Source organism: Streptomyces sp. LHD-70 (assembly GCF_031157275.1).
In the GTDB taxonomy this organism is placed as follows: Bacteria; Actinomycetota; Actinomycetes; order Streptomycetales; family Streptomycetaceae; genus Streptomyces.
Genome location: NZ_JAVIFW010000017.1, coordinates 181,783 through 197,100, shown reverse-complemented (window position 1 = coordinate 197,100; position 15,318 = coordinate 181,783). Strand labels below are relative to the sequence as shown.

Genomic DNA, 15,318 nt, shown 5'->3' with positions numbered 1-15,318 from the left:
GCCTCACAGCGCCGATGGTACTGCAGGGGGGACCCTGTGGGAGAGTAGGACGCCGCCGAACTATTTGTTGGGGAAGCCCCGCACCTGATGGTGCGGGGCTTTCCTGTTTTCAGGACCCCTGTGCCAGCCCATCCGGTACGGAGGGTAAAGTCATGGGGCATCGTTGGCACGTTCCCCACAGGAGGCCCCCGGGTGGAGGTCCAGGAGACCCGCGTACAGACCGACCGGGTCCTCACCATCCCGAACATCCTCAGCATGGCGCGTCTCGTCGGCGTGCCCCTTTTCCTGTGGTTGATCCTCAGGCCGGTTTTCGGGGGCCCGAATAGCGACCACTGGGCATTGCTGGTTCTGATGCTCAGTGGTGTCAGTGACTATTTGGACGGCAAGCTCGCGCGTCGCTGGAATCAGATCAGTAATCTCGGCCGACTGCTCGACCCTGCTGCCGACCGGCTTTACATTCTTTCCACGCTGGCAGGACTGACCTGGCGCGAGATTCTGCCGATCTGGCTGACGGCACTCTTGTTGGCGCGGGAACTGCTGTTGTTGGTGATGGTGGGCATCCTCCGTCGGCACGGCTATCCTCCGCCACAGGTGAACTTCCTCGGCAAGGCCGCGACGTTCAACCTCATGTACGCCTTCCCGCTCCTGCTTCTCAGCGACGGAACCGGGTGGCTCGCGTCGCTTGCTGCTATTTTCGGATGGGCGTTCGCCGGATGGGGTACAACGCTGTACTGGTGGGCAGGGATCCTCTACGTGGTCCAGGTCCGCCGGCTTGTCAGGGCGGACTCCAAGGCCGATTGAGCCTGTCGATTCTGCGGCCGTAGACCGGGGTCGCGGTCCGCGTCTGAGGCGGGCCTGGCCTGACGGGCTAAGTCGGCAAGACAGTCGTCTCTTCGAGGAGGACGCTTCCGACATGAAAGCCGTCGTGATGGCCGGCGGCGAAGGCACTCGTCTTCGCCCCATGACCTCGAGCATGCCCAAACCGCTCCTGCCGGTGGCGAATCGGCCCATTATGGAGCATGTGCTGAGGTTGCTCAAACGGCATGGGCTCAACGAAACCGTCGTCACCGTCCAGTTCCTTGCGTCGCTCGTGCGGAACTACTTCGGTGACGGTGAAGAGCTCGGGATGGAGCTCACCTATGCCAACGAGGAGAAGCCACTAGGCACCGCGGGGAGCGTCAAGAACGCCGAGGAAGCACTCAAGGACGATGCATTTCTGGTCATCTCCGGCGATGCGCTGACCGACTTCGACCTCACCGAACTCATCAATTTCCACAAGGAAAAGGGCGCCCTGGTCACTGTTTGCCTGACTCGGGTGCCCAATCCGTTGGAGTTCGGAATCACCATCGTCGACGAGGAGGGCAAGGTCGAGCGCTTCCTCGAGAAGCCCACCTGGGGGCAGGTCTTTTCGGACACCGTGAACACCGGCATCTACGTGATGGAGCCGGAGGTCTTCGACTACGTACAGCCCGATGTGCCCGTCGACTGGTCCGGTGATGTCTTCCCGCAGTTGATGAAAGAAGGCAAGCCCATCTACGGCTTCGTGGCCGAGGGGTACTGGGAGGACGTCGGCACCCACGAGAGCTATGTGAAGGCGCAGGCTGACGTCCTCGAAGGCAAGGTCGAAGTCGATCTCGACGGATTCGAGATCTCGCCCGGAGTGTGGGTTGCCGAAGGGGCGGAGGTGCATCCCGACGCCGTGCTGCGCGGGCCGCTGTACATCGGGGACTACGCGAAGGTCGAAGCCGATGTAGAGATTCGTGAGCACACCGTGGTCGGCTCCAATGTCGTCGTCAAGCGTGGGGCCTTTCTGCACAAGACTGTTGTGCACGACAACGTGTACATCGGGCAGCAGTGCAATCTGCGTGGCTGTGTCATCGGGAAGAACACCGATGTCATGCGTGCTGCGCGGATCGAGGACGGTGCCGTCATCGGGGACGAGTGCCTGGTCGGTGAGGAGTCCATCGTCCAGGGCAATGTCCGCGTCTATCCGTTCAAGACGATCGAGGCCGGCGCGTTCGTCAACACCTCAGTGATCTGGGAGTCCCGGGGGCAGGCTCATCTGTTCGGCGCCCGAGGGGTGTCCGGAATCCTCAACGTCGAGATCACGCCGGAGCTTGCGGTGCGACTGGCCGGTGCCTATGCGACGACGTTGAAGAAGGGCGCCACTGTCACCACTGCACGTGACCATTCCCGTGGCGCGCGTGCGTTGAAGCGGGCGGTGATCTCGGCCTTGCAGGCCAGCGCCATCGACGTACGAGATCTGGAGAATGTGCCGTTGCCCGTGGCGCGGCAGCAGACCGCGCGGGGCAGTGCTGGCGGGATCATGATTCGTACGACGCCTGGGGTGCCCGATTCCGTCGACATCATGTTCTTCGACGGGCGTGGGGCGGATCTGTCGCAGGCCAGTCAGCGGAAGCTGGACCGGGTTTATGCGCGGCAGGAGTATCGGCGTGCGTTCCCCGGGGAGATCGGCGATCTGCGTTTTCCGGCCAGCGTGTTCGACTCCTACACCGGGTCGTTGCTGCGGAATGTGGATACGACCGGGATCGCGGACTCCGAGATGAAAGTCGTGGTCGATGCGTCCCATGGCAGTGCCGGGCTTGTGCTGCCCAGCCTCCTCGGGCGGCTCGGTGTCGATGCGCTGACCGTGAATCCGGGCCTTGACGAGGCGCGGCCGACCGAGTCGATCGAGGCGCGGCGGGCCGGGCTCGTGCGGCTCGGGGAGATCGTGGCGTCGGCGCGGGCGGCGTTCGGGGTGCGGTTCGACCCGGTCGGCGAGCGGCTGTCCCTGGTCGACGAGAAGGGGCGGATCATCGAGGACGACCGGGCGCTTCTTGTGATGCTCGACCTGGTCGCGGCGGAGCGGCGCAGTGGGCGGGTGGCGCTGCCGGTGACGACGACGCGGATCGCCGAGCAGGTCGCTGCCTACCACGGGACTCAGGTGGAGTGGACGACCACGTCACCGGACGACCTGACGCGGGTCGGGCGGGACGACGCCACGATCTTCGGTGGTGACGGGCGCGGCGGGTTCATCATCCCGGAGTTCAGCAGCGTCTTCGACGGTACGGCTGCGTTCGTACGGCTCATCGGCCTGGTGGCTCGTACGCAGCTGACGCTGAGCCAGATCGACGCGCGGATTCCGCGGGCGCATGTGCTGAAGCGTGACGTGGCCACCCCGTGGGCCGTGAAGGGGCTCGTGATGCGCAAGGTCGTGGAGGAGGCGGGCGAGCGGTCCGTCGACACGACCGACGGCGTGCGGGTCGTGGAGGCCGACGGGCGCTGGGTGATGGTGTTGCCCGACCCGGCCGAGGCCGTCACCCATCTGTGGGCCGAGGGCCAGGACGACACATCGGCTCAGCACCTGCTCGACACCTGGTCAGCCGTGGTGGAGAGCGCCGGACGCTGAGGTCCCGGCGTGCCGGGCGGCGCACCGTCCGGCACGCCGGTGGGGCCATTCGGAGGTACAGGGCGCGACGTGCGACGATGTGCGGCATGCCGCAGCCCCCCGTTCGGAGCACCCCCTCCCCGCCCTCGCGCCCGGACGCTTCGATGTCGCTGCTCACCAACGTGATGGACCACAGCCTCGACGACGGTTACGCGGAGGCGGCGGCGCGCAAGCAGGCAGAAGGCAGCGGAGGTCTGCCGCGTACGCTGCGGGCCAAACTGGGCCTTGCCCTCGGGCTTGTGCTGGCCGCTCTGATCGTGACGGTCGGGGCGGCGCAGGCGCGGATAGCGGCACCGGTTGTCGCCAAGGAGCGCGAGGAGCTCATCGACCGCATCGAGCGCGAGACCGAGGCCGCCGAGAAGATCGAGGCCGACGTCGACGCACTGCGCGAGGACGTCGGCGAGCGGCAGCGCGCCGCATTGCAGAAGCACGGTGGCGACAAGGGGGAGTTGACGGCTCTGCTCTCGGGTGCGACCGAGGTGTACGGGCCGGGCATCCGCCTTGTCATCGACGATGCGAAGGACACCGAGCAGGGCGGGGGCGGGCCGCGTGAGAGCAGCGGCTTCTCCGACAACGGCCGGGTGCGTGACCGCGACATGCAGCAGGTCGTCAACGGCCTCTGGCAGTCGGGTGCGGAGGCCATTGCCATCAACGGGCAGCGGCTGACCTCGCTGTCGGCGATCCGCGCCGCGGGCGACGCCATACTGGTCGACAACAAGCCGCTGGTGCCCCCGTACACGGTGCTCGCCGTGGGGAACGGGCAGCAGTTGAGCACGGAGTTCCAGGACAGCGTCGACGGTCAGTATCTGCACGCGCTGCAGGAGAACTTCAACATCAGGGCGCGCATCTACGTGGAGGACGAGGTGCGGCTGCCCGCCGCGCCGAGCCTGATCGTGCGCAATGCCGAGCCGCAAGCAGGAAAGGGCACATCGTGATCGCCGTACTGGGCCTCGTCGTGGGAGTCGTGGTCGGACTGTTGGTCCGGCCCGAGGTTCCCGCGGTGGTCGAGCCGTATCTTCCGATCGCCGTCGTGGCGGCACTCGACGCGGTGTTCGGTGGCCTGCGCGCGATGCTCGACGGGATCTTCGACGACAAGGTGTTCGTCGTGTCCTTCCTCTCCAACGTGGTCGTGGCGGCGCTGATCGTGTTCCTGGGCGACAAGTTGGGCGTGGGCGCGCAGCTTTCGACGGGTGTGGTGGTCGTGCTCGGTATCCGGATCTTCTCCAACGCTGCCGCGATCCGGCGGCACGTGTTCCGGGCGTGAGGCCGATGAGGAGCGCACTGCCCCCAGAGGAGCCCAACAAGCCGTCCGGCGAAGGTGCTGAGGACGCTCAGCCAGCCGCGGGCCCAGCCAAGGGCGCTGAGAGCGGCGCGGACAAGAGCGCGGACAACAGCGCGCAGAAGAGCACGGAGAACGGGGCCGAGGCGACGACCGAGGCGAGTGGCGGCGTGCAGGGCGGCCCGCCGATTGCGGCCGACCCGGTCGGCGGGGAGGAAGAGCTGAGCGGCCGCCAGCGCCTCGCGCGGAGCCTGTGGCCACCGAAGGTGTCGCGGGCCCAACTCATCGTGGCGCTGCTGCTGTTCGTGCTCGGGCTCGGTCTGGCCATCCAGGTGGCCTCCAACAGTGAGAGCAGTGCTCTGCGTGGCGCGCGACAGGAAGATCTCGTCCGCATTCTCGATGAACTCGACGACCGTACTCAGCGTCTAGAGGACGAGAAGCAGCGTCTCGACGACCAGCGCACCGAGTTGGAGAACAGCTCGGACCAGGCCGAGGAGGCGCGTAAGCAGACGATCGAGAAGGAGCGGCAACTGGGCGTGCTTGCGGGCACGGTGGCGGCCCAGGGACCGGGCATCACGCTGACCGTGACCGACTCGGGCGGCGCCGTCGAGGCGGACATGCTGCTCGACGCGATCCAGGAGCTGCGCGCGGCCGGTGCGGAGGCGATCCAGATCAACGACGTACGGGTGGTGGCAGGCACTTATCTCGAGGATGCGGAAGGGGGTGTGCGCGTGGACGGGCGCAAGGTGACGTCGCCGTACCGCTTCAAGGTCATCGGTAAGCCGCAGGACCTGGAGCCCGCGCTGAACATCCCCGGTGGCGTGGTGCAGACGCTCGAGAAGGAGCAGGCGACGGTCGCCGTGGCACAGGCCGAGCAGATCGTCGTGGATGCCTTGCGGCGGGCGAATCGTCCTGACTACGCTCGGTCGTCCTCCTAGCGAGGCGGGGGTAAATGAAGGCAGTTGTGCAGGGATACGTGGTAGCGGGGGGTCGACGCATCGGAAGTTTGGTGCGTGGTGGAAACTGTCGGGTGGTTACGGACGTTGTGAGTATGAGTACGTCCGTGGTCCCGATGTACGCCGGTGTGAGCATTCAGGGTTCGTCCTGCCCCACGGGCGGGTCTGTTTCGGTCAAGGGGAATCGCCCGTGAAGTTGTTTGCGAAGTTGTTCGGCAAGAGCGGCCGAGAGGACGGTGGCGACGCCACCGCTCGGCACCGTGCGCCGCACCAGTCCGAGGCGCAGGGCGCCGACCGGCCGTTGTTCCGCGATGAGGTGTCCGGCGGCGGGGATCTTTCGGGCGGCCGGGGCGCGTCTTCTGTTGACCCTGCGGCGTCCGGCCGCATAGGTTTCGGAGAACCGTCAACCTCAAGTACGGGTGGAGAGTTTGCGTCCGGCCCGTACGCATCCGACGCCGCGCGGCAGGAGGATCCGTCCATGTCGGCCTTGCCGGTTTGTACCAGGTGCGGGCATCGGAACGCCGAGGCCAGCAGGTTCTGTTCCAACTGCGGTTCGCCGCTGCGCGCGGGCGCGGCCGCGGAGCGCCCCTCGGAGACCACGTCGACGATCTCGATCTCCGGTATCGAGGCGTACGACGCGGAGGCGACGGGGCAGACGCAGTCCCCCGCGCTGTCCCCGGAGGCGCAGGCCGCCGTGGACGCGCTGCCGCTCGGCTCGGCCCTCCTGGTGGTGCGCCGCGGTCCGAACTCGGGCAGCCGCTTCCTCCTCGACGGTGAGCTGACGACGGCCGGCCGGCACCCGCAGAGCGACATCTTCCTGGACGACGTGACGGTGTCGCGCAGCCATGTCGAGTTCCGCCGCGGGGCCGACGGCAACTTCACCGTCTCCGACGTGGGCAGCCTCAACGGCACGTACGTCAACCGGGAGCGGATCGACTCGGTCCTGCTGTCGAACGGCGACGAGGTGCAGATCGGCAAGTACCGGCTGGTGTTCTACGCGAGCCAGCGGAGCATCTGACCCTCCCCCTGGCTCCGCCCGGGGGAGCACTCCAGGGAAGGTTCATGCGTCAATCACCGAGGGGCGGTGCCGATTCCGGCACCGCCACCGCGGGCGGTCGCCTGGTGAGCATCGGTTCGGTGCTCCATCAGCTGCGCGACGAGTTCCCCGAGGTCACCATCTCCAAGATTCGCTTCCTGGAGTCCGAGGGGCTCGTCGAGCCGCAGCGCACACCGTCCGGGTACCGGAAGTTCAGCACTGAGGACGTCGAGCGGCTGGCTCAGGTGCTGCGGATGCAGCGCGACCACTACCTGCCGCTGCGCGTCATCAAAGAGCACCTGGACGCCGTCGAGCGCGGCGAGGACGTACAGCTGCCCTCCGTGAGGCCGCAGCGGGGGCCCGTAGAGCCCTCTGACGACCTGCCGGAGGTCGTGGTGCACGCCGCGGCGCTCGTCGGGCGTGCGGAGTTCCTGGCGGCGGCGGAGGTCGGCGGGGAGCAGCTCGACGAATGGGAGTCGTACGGCCTGATCACGCCGGTGGCGGACGGCGGGTACGACATCGAGGCCGTGCAGGTGGCCCGGCTGATCTCGCAGCTCGGGGATTTCGGGATCGAGCCCAGGCATCTGCGGGCGATGCGGGCCTCGGCGGAGCGTGAGGCCGGCCTGGTCGAACAGGTGGTCGCGCCACTGCGCAGGCACCGTAATCCGCAGACCAGAGCGCATGCGGAAGCGCGTACGAAAGAGCTGGCGAGCCTGACGGTCCGGCTGCACTCGGCGCTCGTGCAGACCGCGTTGCGGGTGCGGCTGCACTGACTCGGAGGCGGCCCGACTACCCAAACCTGCCGGGCAGGTCCTAGGGTTGCTGTGTGAATGAGCTCGACGTCGTCGGTGTCCGGGTCGAAATGCCCTCCAACCAACCGATCGTGCTCCTGCGTGAAGTGGGAGGCGATCGGTACCTCCCCATCTGGATCGGACCAGGGGAGGCGACCGCGATCGCCTTTGCACAGCAGGGGATGGCGCCTGCCAGGCCGCTGACACACGACCTGTTCAAGGACGTGCTGGAGGCCGTGGGGCAGGAGCTCACGGAAGTGCGCATCACGGACCTGCGAGAAGGCGTCTTCTACGCGGAGCTGGTGTTCGCCAGCGGGGTCGAGGTCTCCGCCCGTCCGTCCGACGCCATAGCGCTCGCGCTGCGCACCGGTACGCCGATCTACGGCAGTGATGGTGTGCTCGATGACGCGGGGATCGCGATTCCGGACGAGCAGGAGGACGAAGTGGAGAAGTTCCGCGAGTTCCTCGACCAGATCTCGCCGGAGGATTTCGGCACCAACAGCCAGTGAAGCGCCGCTCAGGCGGACCTGTCAGACCATTCGGCTAGCCTTTCCCGGCGTTCGCGCACCGGAAACCACTCTCAGGGTGATTATCACTCGGCTTGGGGAGTGTGGCGTTCGTTGACGCACCTATGGGTACTGCCTACCGTCGAGAAGGCAGGTCAAGGACGGAGGTCGGCGTGAGAAGCAGCGGCGACGGTACGGCTGGGGGAGCTTCCGGACGGATTCCGGGAGAGAGCGGGCCGTATCCGCTCCACGGCAGGGCAGTCGGGCAGGGGCCTCAGCGGCCTGTGCTGAGTGGGGTGGACGTGGCGCCGGATTCTGTGGGGTACCGGGGACCGACCGCGTGTGCGGCCGCCGGCATCACGTATCGACAGCTGGACTACTGGGCGCGTACGGGCCTGGTGGAGCCCAGCGTGCGGCCTGCGTACGGATCGGGGACCCAGCGGCTCTACAGCTTCCGTGACGTGGTCCTCCTCAAGATCGTGAAGCGTTTCCTGGACACCGGTGTCTCGCTGCAGAACATCCGGACGACGGTCCAGCACCTGCGGGACCGCGGGTTCGCGGATCTGGAGCGGATGACGCTGATGAGCGACGGTGCGACGGTCTACGAGTGCTCCTCGCCCGACGAGGTCGTGGATCTGCTCCAGGGTGGCCAGGGGGTCTTCGGGATCGCCGTGGGTGTGGTGTGGCGGGACGTGGAGGCGGCGCTGTCGCAGCTGCACGGAGAGCGCATCGACACCGGCGAGACGCTCGTCGGGCACAACCCGACGGACGAGCTGGCGCGGCGCCGTAATCGTGCCGTGTGACGCCATGTGGACCCGTGTGAAGCGGACGCGAGCGTAGAGGCGAGCGCGGTGGCCTCGCTGAGGACGCCGCATTGTCAGTGGAGTAGGGCAGCATCGGTCATGTGAGAGCGGCGCCCACGATTCTGCATCTGGACATGGATGCCTTCTACGCATCGGCGGAGCAGGCGGCCAAGCCCAGCCTGCGCGGAAAAGCCGTGATCGTGGGCGGGCTCGGGCCGCGCGGGGTGGTGGCCACGGCGTCGTACGAGGCGCGGCGGTTCGGGGTGCACTCGGCGATGCCGATGGGGCAGGCGCGCAGGCTGGCGCCGAACGCCGCGTATCTGGTGCCGCGCTTCGAGGTCTACCGGGACATCAGCGAGCAGGTCATGGAGCTCCTCCGAGGACTTTCGCCGTTGGTGGAGCCGCTCAGCCTGGACGAGGCGTTCGTGGATCTGGAGGCCGGCGGGGTGGCCTCGGACGAGGCGTCCGCCCGGGCCGTCGGGGAGCGGCTGCGGGCGGACATACGCGCGGTGACGGGGCTGACGGGGTCGGTGGGGCTCGCGGCGTCCAAGATGCTCGCGAAGATCGCCTCGGAGGAGGCCAAGCCGGACGGGCTGCGCCTGATCGTGCCCGGCACGGAGCGGGAGCTGCTCGGGCCGATGGCCGTGCGCACGCTGCCCGGGGTCGGGCCGGTGACCGGGGACCATCTGCGGCGGGCGGGGATCACCACGGTCGCGGAGATCGCCGAGGCGGGGGAGGACGAGCTGGTGCGGCTCCTGGGCAAGGCGCACGGCATGCATCTGTACGAGATGGCGCTGGCGCGGGACGAGCGGCCCGTGGTGGCCGAGCGGGACACGAAGTCGGTGTCGGTGGAGGACACCTTCGACATCGACATCCACGACCGGGTGCGGGTCCGCCTCGAGGTGGACCGGCTCGCGGAGCGGTGCGTGCAGCGGCTGCGTGCGGGCGGTCACTCGGGGCGGACGGTGGTCCTGAAGGTCAGGAGGTACGACTTCTCGACGCTCACCAGATCGGAGACGCTCCGGGGACCCACGGACGACCCCGGTGTCGTACGGGAGGCGGCCGCGCGGCTGCTGGAGGCCGTGGACACCACCGGCGGGGTGCGGCTGCTCGGGGTGGGTGTGTCCGGGCTCGCCGACTTCACGCAGGAGGACCTGTTCGCGCAGGCGGCCCAGGCGGCCCAGGCGAAGGAGGAGCAGGAGCGGCTGGAGCGGGGTGAGGAGGAGGCTGTGGCGGAGGCGGCGGGCCGGGAGGCCGAGGAGGCCGTGCCGGCGCAGGAGGCGGCCGTCGAGGCCCCGGCGGAGCGGCGCTGGCTGGCCGGGCACGATGTGCGGCACGCGGAGTTCGGGCCCGGCTGGGTGCAGGGGAGCGGCCTTGGGCGGGTCACGGTCCGGTTCGAGACGCCGTATTCCGCGCCGGGGCGGGTGCGGACGTTCCGGAGCGACGATCCGCTTCTGGAGCCGGGGGAGCCGCTGCCGCTCGTGGCCGGGGCGGACGACCGCGAGGAGGGGCCGTCGTACGGGTCTCAGGCGGGGGAGTCCGGTTCGTCGGAGCCCGCGATCCGGCCGAAGTCCCGGTCCGGAGGCGGGGATTCCATGGGGGCAGAGACGTCGATTCCGTAGTGGTGGTAGAGCTGCAGTTCCTGCTCGGGGGAGAGGTGACGGCCCACGCCGAAGTCGGGGGCGTCCTTGATCAGGGAGCGCTCGAAGGGGACGCGGAGGGCGCCCTCCTTGAACTCGCTCGGTTCCAGGGGCACGAAAGCGTCCCGGCTGAACAGGCCCGTCCGTATCGCCGCCCACTCAGGGGTGCCGGTGGCGTCGTCGAGGTACACCTCGTCCACCGTGCCCAGCTTGGAGCCGTTGCGGTCGAATGCCTTCCGGCCGATCAGGCTGCGCGGATCCATATCGGTCAGCACGGTCCCTCCAGAAGGTCGAGAGTCATCCGTCTGCACGGCAGAAACATCCGTCATCACTACGAAAGAGCAGTTTCCTGGCGAAGGCCACTCGAGCCTTGATCGGTCCGGCTCTCCCCGACTCGCCGGATGTCCGCGCTGGTAGGCTGGCCGAGGCTGCTGACCCCGTGCGGGAGAGCTCTCCGGTTGACGAAGACGCCGATCGGAGGCGCCGAAGGAGCAAATCCTCCCCGGAATCTCTCAGGCCCCTGTACCGCACGGACGAGGTCACTCTGGAAAGCAGAGCGGGTGTCGACGGCTTCCGCTCTCACCGACGGTGAAAGCCGGGTCGCAGCGAGCGGGCGGTCCGGTGAAACTCTCAGGTTGAGATGACAGAGGGGGAGGCCGTCCGGGTACCCGTGCCGTGGTGCCCCTCGTAGGTCGCAAACGACCAGGAGGCCTCCGCAATGAACGCCCCTCGCATTCCGCTCTCCCAGCTGGAGCGCGGCATCCCCTTCGAGCAGCGCCACATCGGCCCCGATGCCGAGGCCTGCGCCAAGATGCTCGCCCACGTCGGATACGGCTCCCTGGACGAGCTGACCGCAGCCGCCGTGCCGGACGTGATCAAGAGCACCGAGGCGCTGGACCTGCCCGGCGAGCGCACCGAGGCCGAAGTCCTCGCCGAACTGCGCTCGTTCGCGGACCGCAACGAGGTCCTCGCCCCGATGATCGGCCTCGGCTACTACGGCACGTTCACGCCGCCGGTGATCCTGCGCAACGTCATGGAGAACCCGGCCTGGTACACGGCGTACACCCCGTACCAGCCGGAGATCTCGCAGGGGCGGCTCGAGGCGCTGCTGAACTTCCAGACCGTCGTCGCCGACCTGGCCGGGCTGCCCACCTCGGGCGCCTCGCTGCTCGACGAGGGCACCGCGGCCGCCGAGGCCATGGCGCTGTCGCGCCGGGTCGGCAAGGTCAAGGACGGCGTGTTCCTGATCGACGCCGACGCGCTGCCGCAGACGATCGCCGTGATCGAGACGCGCGCCGAGCCGACCGGAGTCGAGGTCGTCGTCGCCGACCTCTCGCAGGGCATCCCGGTCGAGGTGGCCGAGCGTGGTGTCTTCGGCGTGCTGCTGCAGTACCCGGGCGCCTCCGGTGCCGTCCGCGATCTGAAGCCGGTGATCGAGCAGGCGCACGAGCTCGGGGCGATCGTGACCGTCGCCGCCGACCTGCTCGCGCTGACGCTGCTGACCTCGCCGGGCGAGCTCGGTGCGGACATCGCGGTGGGTACGACGCAGCGCTTCGGTGTGCCGATGGGCTTCGGCGGGCCGCACGCCGGATACATGGCGGTGCGCGACAAGTTCGCGCGCAGCCTGCCCGGCCGTCTCGTCGGTGTCTCCGTCGACGCCGACGGCAACAAGGCGTACCGACTGGCGCTGCAGACCCGTGAGCAGCACATCCGCCGGGAGAAGGCGACCAGCAACATCTGTACCGCGCAGGTGCTGCTCGCCGTGATGGCGGGGATGTACGCCGTGTACCACGGTCCGCAGGGCCTCAAGGACATCGCGCAGCGCACCCACCGGTACGCCACGATCCTCGCCGAGGGCCTGACGGCCGGCGGCGTCGAGCTCGTGCACGGCGCGTACTTCGACACCCTGACCGTACGGGTGCCCGGCCGGGCCGCCGACGTCGTGGCCGCCGCGCGTGAGCGGGGCGTCAACCTGCGCCTCGTGGACGCCGACCAGGTCTCGATCGCCTGCGACGAGACGACCACGCGGACCCAACTGGCCGCGGTGTGGGCCGCGTTCGGGGTCGAGGCCGAGATCGAGGCCCTCGACGCCGCCGTCGCGGACACGCTGCCCGAGGACCTGCTCCGCACCGACGGGTACCTCACGCACCCGGTGTTCCACCAGTACCGCTCCGAGACCGCGATGCTGCGTTACCTGCGCCGCCTCTCCGACCGGGACTACGCGCTCGACCGCGGCATGATCCCGCTCGGCTCCTGCACGATGAAGCTCAACGCGACGACCGAGATGGAGGCCGTCACCTGGCCCGAGTTCGGCGCGCTGCACCCCTTCGTGCCGGCCGAGCAGGCGCAGGGCTACCTCACGCTGATCCGCGAGCTGGAGGAGCGGCTCGCCGAGGTCACCGGCTACGACAAGGTGTCGCTGCAGCCCAACGCCGGTTCGCAGGGCGAGCTGGCCGGTCTGCTCGCGGTGCGCGGGTACCACCGCGCGAACGGCGACGAGCAGCGCACGATCTGCCTCATCCCGTCCTCCGCGCACGGCACGAACGCCGCGAGCGCTGTGATGGCCGGCATGAAGGTCGTCGTCGTGAAGACCGCCGACGACGGTGAGATCGACGTCGAGGACCTCCGCGCCAAGATCGAGAAGCACCGCGACGAGCTCGCCGTGCTGATGATCACGTACCCCTCGACGCACGGCGTCTTCGAGGAGCACGTCGCCGACATCTGCGCGCAGGTGCACGACGCGGGCGGCCAGGTGTACGTGGACGGCGCGAACCTCAACGCCCTGGTGGGGCTTGCCAAGCCGGGCCGTTTCGGCGGCGACGTCTCGCACCTCAACCTGCACAAGACGTTCTGCATCCCGCACGGCGGCGGCGGTCCCGGTGTCGGCCCGGTCGGTGTGCGCGAGCACCTCGCGCCGTACCTGCCGAACCACCCGCTGCAGCCGGCCGCGGGCCCGGAGACCGGGGTCGGCCCGATCTCGGCGGCGCCGTTCGGCTCGGCCGGCATCCTGCCGATCTCGTGGTCGTACGTCCGGCTGATGGGCGGCGAGGGCCTCAAGCGCGCCACGCAGGTCGCGGTGCTCGGTGCGAACTACATCGCGAAGCGCCTGGAGCCGCACTTCCCGGTGCTCTACACCGGCCCCGGCAACCTCGTCGCGCACGAGTGCATCATCGACCTCCGTCCGCTCACCAAGGCCACGGGCGTCACGGTCGACGACATCGCCAAGCGCCTCATCGACTACGGCTTCCACGCCCCGACCATGTCGTTCCCGGTCGCCGGCACGCTGATGATCGAGCCGACCGAGAGCGAGGATCTGGCCGAACTGGACCGGTTCTGCGCCGCGATGATCGCCATCCGCGCCGAGGTCGAGAAGGTCGGCTCGGGCGAATGGACCGCCGAGGACAACCCGCTGCTCAACGCCCCGCACACGGCCGCGGTCCTCGCGGGCGAGTGGGAGCACGCGTACAGCCGCGAGGAGGCCGCCTTCCCGGGTGATGTGGAGGCCGCCGACAAGTACTGGCCGCCGGTGCGCCGCATCGACCAGGCGTTCGGCGACCGCAACCTGGTCTGCTCCTGCCCGCCGATCGACGCGTACGAGGGCTGAGAGGCCCGTAGGCACGGGTGACTGAGCGCAAAAATGGGCCGGTTCGGAGAGTGATCTCCGGGCCGGCCCGTTGCGTTCGATGTGCCTGTACGGCACGCCCTAGGCGGCGCGCACCACCTGGTCGGTGCCGAGCGGCCGGTGCGGGGCGATGATCTGCCCGTTCGGCAGCAGCTCACCGGTGTCCTCGAAGAGCAGGACTCCGTTGCACAGCAGACTCCAGCCCTGCTCCGGGTGGTGCGCCACGAGCAGCGCGGCTTCCCGGTCGGCGGAGTCGGCTGTGGGACAGGGCGGCTGATGCTGGCACATGGATGTGATCTTTCGGTGCGTCGTGGTGGGGATGTGCGTCCTGCGACTCGATGCGGCGTTCATTTCCGCCCCCCGTTTGTGTGTCGGTCGGATCCAAGTGTTGCCCTACAGAAGTGATTCCGCAGGCATTTGACGACAGCGCTCCACACCTGATGAGGACGCATCACTCGTGCGGCTGGTTCAGCCAACTGCGTTGGCTCTTCGGGTGGTTCGGGGTGGCCGAAACGGGCTAGGCGGTGACTGGTCCGGTTGGGTCCGTCAGGCGGGTGAGCCGAGCAGGGGCGGCGCGGGCGTGATCCGGTGCGTGAGGACCGGGAGCAGATCGGCGACGCGGTGCGGCCGGTGCGCGGCGATGCCGGGCGGGGCGGGTGCGAGCGGTACGAGGAGGTCGGCGGGCCGGGGTGCGCCCTCGCCCGGGTCGGCGTCGAGGTCGCCGTGCAGCCAGAGCGTGAGCATGTAGAGCTCGGGCACGGACAGGAGCCGCGGCTGGTACGTCGCCGGCAGCGCCTCGGCCTGGCGCAGGGCGCGCGCGGTGGACTTGACGTACGGGCCCTCGAAGAAGTGCGAGAACGTCCAGCCGTCCGGGGTGAGCATGGTGTCGGCCGCGGCCACGGCCTGTTCACCGGAGTGGAGCAGGAAACGCCAGCCCGTCAGCCGGGTGCGGGGTGCCCTGTCGAGGGCGGCGGTGCGGGGCGGGCCGACGAGTGGACCGATCCGGTCCAAGACGTGGACGGGCAGGGGGAGTTCGGGGCGTACGGGGCCCTGGGCGGAGCGCAGGGCCGGGGTGCGCGCCTCGCGCACGGCCGTGGGGGAACCGAGTGCCGCGAGGACGCTGCGCAGGGCGGGCGCGGGGGCGGTGAAGGCATACAGCGGCATGGTGGGTCGCCTCTCGTTCGACAGGCTGGGGTGCGCGGCTGGCGGCGGGCGCACCGGGGCAGAGCGGGACGGC

14 protein-coding genes and 1 riboswitch are annotated in these 15,318 nt (G+C 68.9%); of the genes, 11 read left to right on the top strand and 3 right to left on the bottom strand.

The features are described from left to right. Positions 1 to 192 precede the first annotated feature (192 nt). The 10 genes from RCO28_RS29465 to RCO28_RS29420 all read left to right on the top strand — a co-directional run bounded on the left by RCO28_RS29465 (position 193) and on the right by RCO28_RS29420 (position 10,441). Entirely contained in the window at positions 193 to 801 is a 609-nt protein-coding gene (locus RCO28_RS29465; protein WP_308944331.1) for a CDP-alcohol phosphatidyltransferase family protein, read from the top strand. Between the two features lie 112 nt (positions 802 to 913). After that, on the top strand, positions 914 to 3,409 hold the full coding sequence (locus RCO28_RS29460; protein ID WP_308944330.1) for a mannose-1-phosphate guanyltransferase: 2,496 nt from the start codon (positions 914 to 916) through the stop codon (positions 3,407 to 3,409). Positions 3,410 to 3,486: 77 nt separating this feature from the next. Next, positions 3,487 to 4,383 carry a DUF881 domain-containing protein gene (locus tag RCO28_RS29455; protein WP_308944329.1) on the top strand — a complete coding sequence of 299 codons (897 nt, stop codon included), beginning with the start codon at positions 3,487 to 3,489 and terminating at the stop codon, positions 4,381 to 4,383. Next, the gene (locus RCO28_RS29450) at positions 4,380 to 4,712 is read left to right on the top strand and encodes a small basic family protein (protein ID WP_019708255.1); all 333 of its coding nucleotides are present in this window, start codon (positions 4,380 to 4,382) and stop codon (positions 4,710 to 4,712) included. The genes RCO28_RS29455 and RCO28_RS29450 overlap by 4 nt, the downstream gene beginning before the upstream one ends. A 5-nt stretch (positions 4,713 to 4,717) precedes the next feature. Then, positions 4,718 to 5,665 carry a DUF881 domain-containing protein gene (locus RCO28_RS29445; RefSeq protein ID WP_308944328.1) on the top strand — a complete coding sequence of 316 codons (948 nt, stop codon included), beginning with the start codon at positions 4,718 to 4,720 and terminating at the stop codon, positions 5,663 to 5,665. Positions 5,666 to 5,750: 85 nt separating this feature from the next. Next, positions 5,751 to 6,701: an FHA domain-containing protein gene (locus RCO28_RS29440; protein ID WP_308944343.1), complete on the top strand. Its 951-nt coding sequence runs from the start codon at positions 5,751 to 5,753 to the stop codon at positions 6,699 to 6,701. A gap of 44 nt (positions 6,702 to 6,745) precedes the next feature. Next, complete coding sequence (locus tag RCO28_RS29435; RefSeq protein ID WP_308944327.1) at positions 6,746 to 7,492, top strand: MerR family transcriptional regulator; 747 nt, start codon at positions 6,746 to 6,748, stop codon at positions 7,490 to 7,492. Positions 7,493 to 7,545: 53 nt separating this feature from the next. Next, entirely contained in the window at positions 7,546 to 8,019 is a 474-nt protein-coding gene (locus tag RCO28_RS29430) for a bifunctional nuclease family protein (protein ID WP_006123076.1), read from the top strand. 122 nt (positions 8,020 to 8,141) lie between these two features. Beyond that, positions 8,142 to 8,819 carry a MerR family transcriptional regulator gene (locus tag RCO28_RS29425; protein ID WP_308944326.1) on the top strand — a complete coding sequence of 226 codons (678 nt, stop codon included), beginning with the start codon at positions 8,142 to 8,144 and terminating at the stop codon, positions 8,817 to 8,819. A gap of 101 nt (positions 8,820 to 8,920) precedes the next feature. After that, positions 8,921 to 10,441 carry a DNA polymerase IV gene (locus RCO28_RS29420; protein ID WP_308944325.1) on the top strand — a complete coding sequence of 507 codons (1,521 nt, stop codon included), beginning with the start codon at positions 8,921 to 8,923 and terminating at the stop codon, positions 10,439 to 10,441. On the opposite strand, the gene RCO28_RS29415 is transcribed toward RCO28_RS29420, so the two are convergent. Continuing rightward, a complete protein-coding gene (locus tag RCO28_RS29415; RefSeq protein WP_308944324.1) occupies positions 10,345 to 10,734 on the bottom strand; it encodes a PRC-barrel domain-containing protein in 390 nt (129 codons plus the stop codon). The two genes, RCO28_RS29420 and RCO28_RS29415, sit on opposite strands and share 97 nt — an antisense overlap. Before the next feature lie 157 nt (positions 10,735 to 10,891). After that, positions 10,892 to 10,997, top strand: a riboswitch (glycine riboswitch). A 180-nt stretch (positions 10,998 to 11,177) separates the two neighbouring features. Here RCO28_RS29415 and gcvP point away from each other — a divergent pair. Continuing rightward, entirely contained in the window at positions 11,178 to 14,063 is a 2,886-nt protein-coding gene (gcvP, locus tag RCO28_RS29410; protein WP_308944323.1) for an aminomethyl-transferring glycine dehydrogenase, read from the top strand. Between the two features lie 99 nt (positions 14,064 to 14,162). Here gcvP and RCO28_RS29405 read toward each other — a convergent pair whose 3' ends face one another. After that, positions 14,163 to 14,369 (bottom strand): DUF5999 family protein, encoded by a 207-nt coding sequence (locus RCO28_RS29405; protein ID WP_282540016.1) that lies wholly within the window; start codon positions 14,367 to 14,369, stop codon positions 14,163 to 14,165. Positions 14,370 to 14,627: 258 nt separating this feature from the next. Then, positions 14,628 to 15,245, bottom strand: a complete 618-nt coding sequence (locus tag RCO28_RS29400) for a hypothetical protein (protein ID WP_308944322.1) — start codon at positions 15,243 to 15,245, stop codon at positions 14,628 to 14,630. Between the last annotated feature and the right edge of the window lie 73 nt (positions 15,246 to 15,318).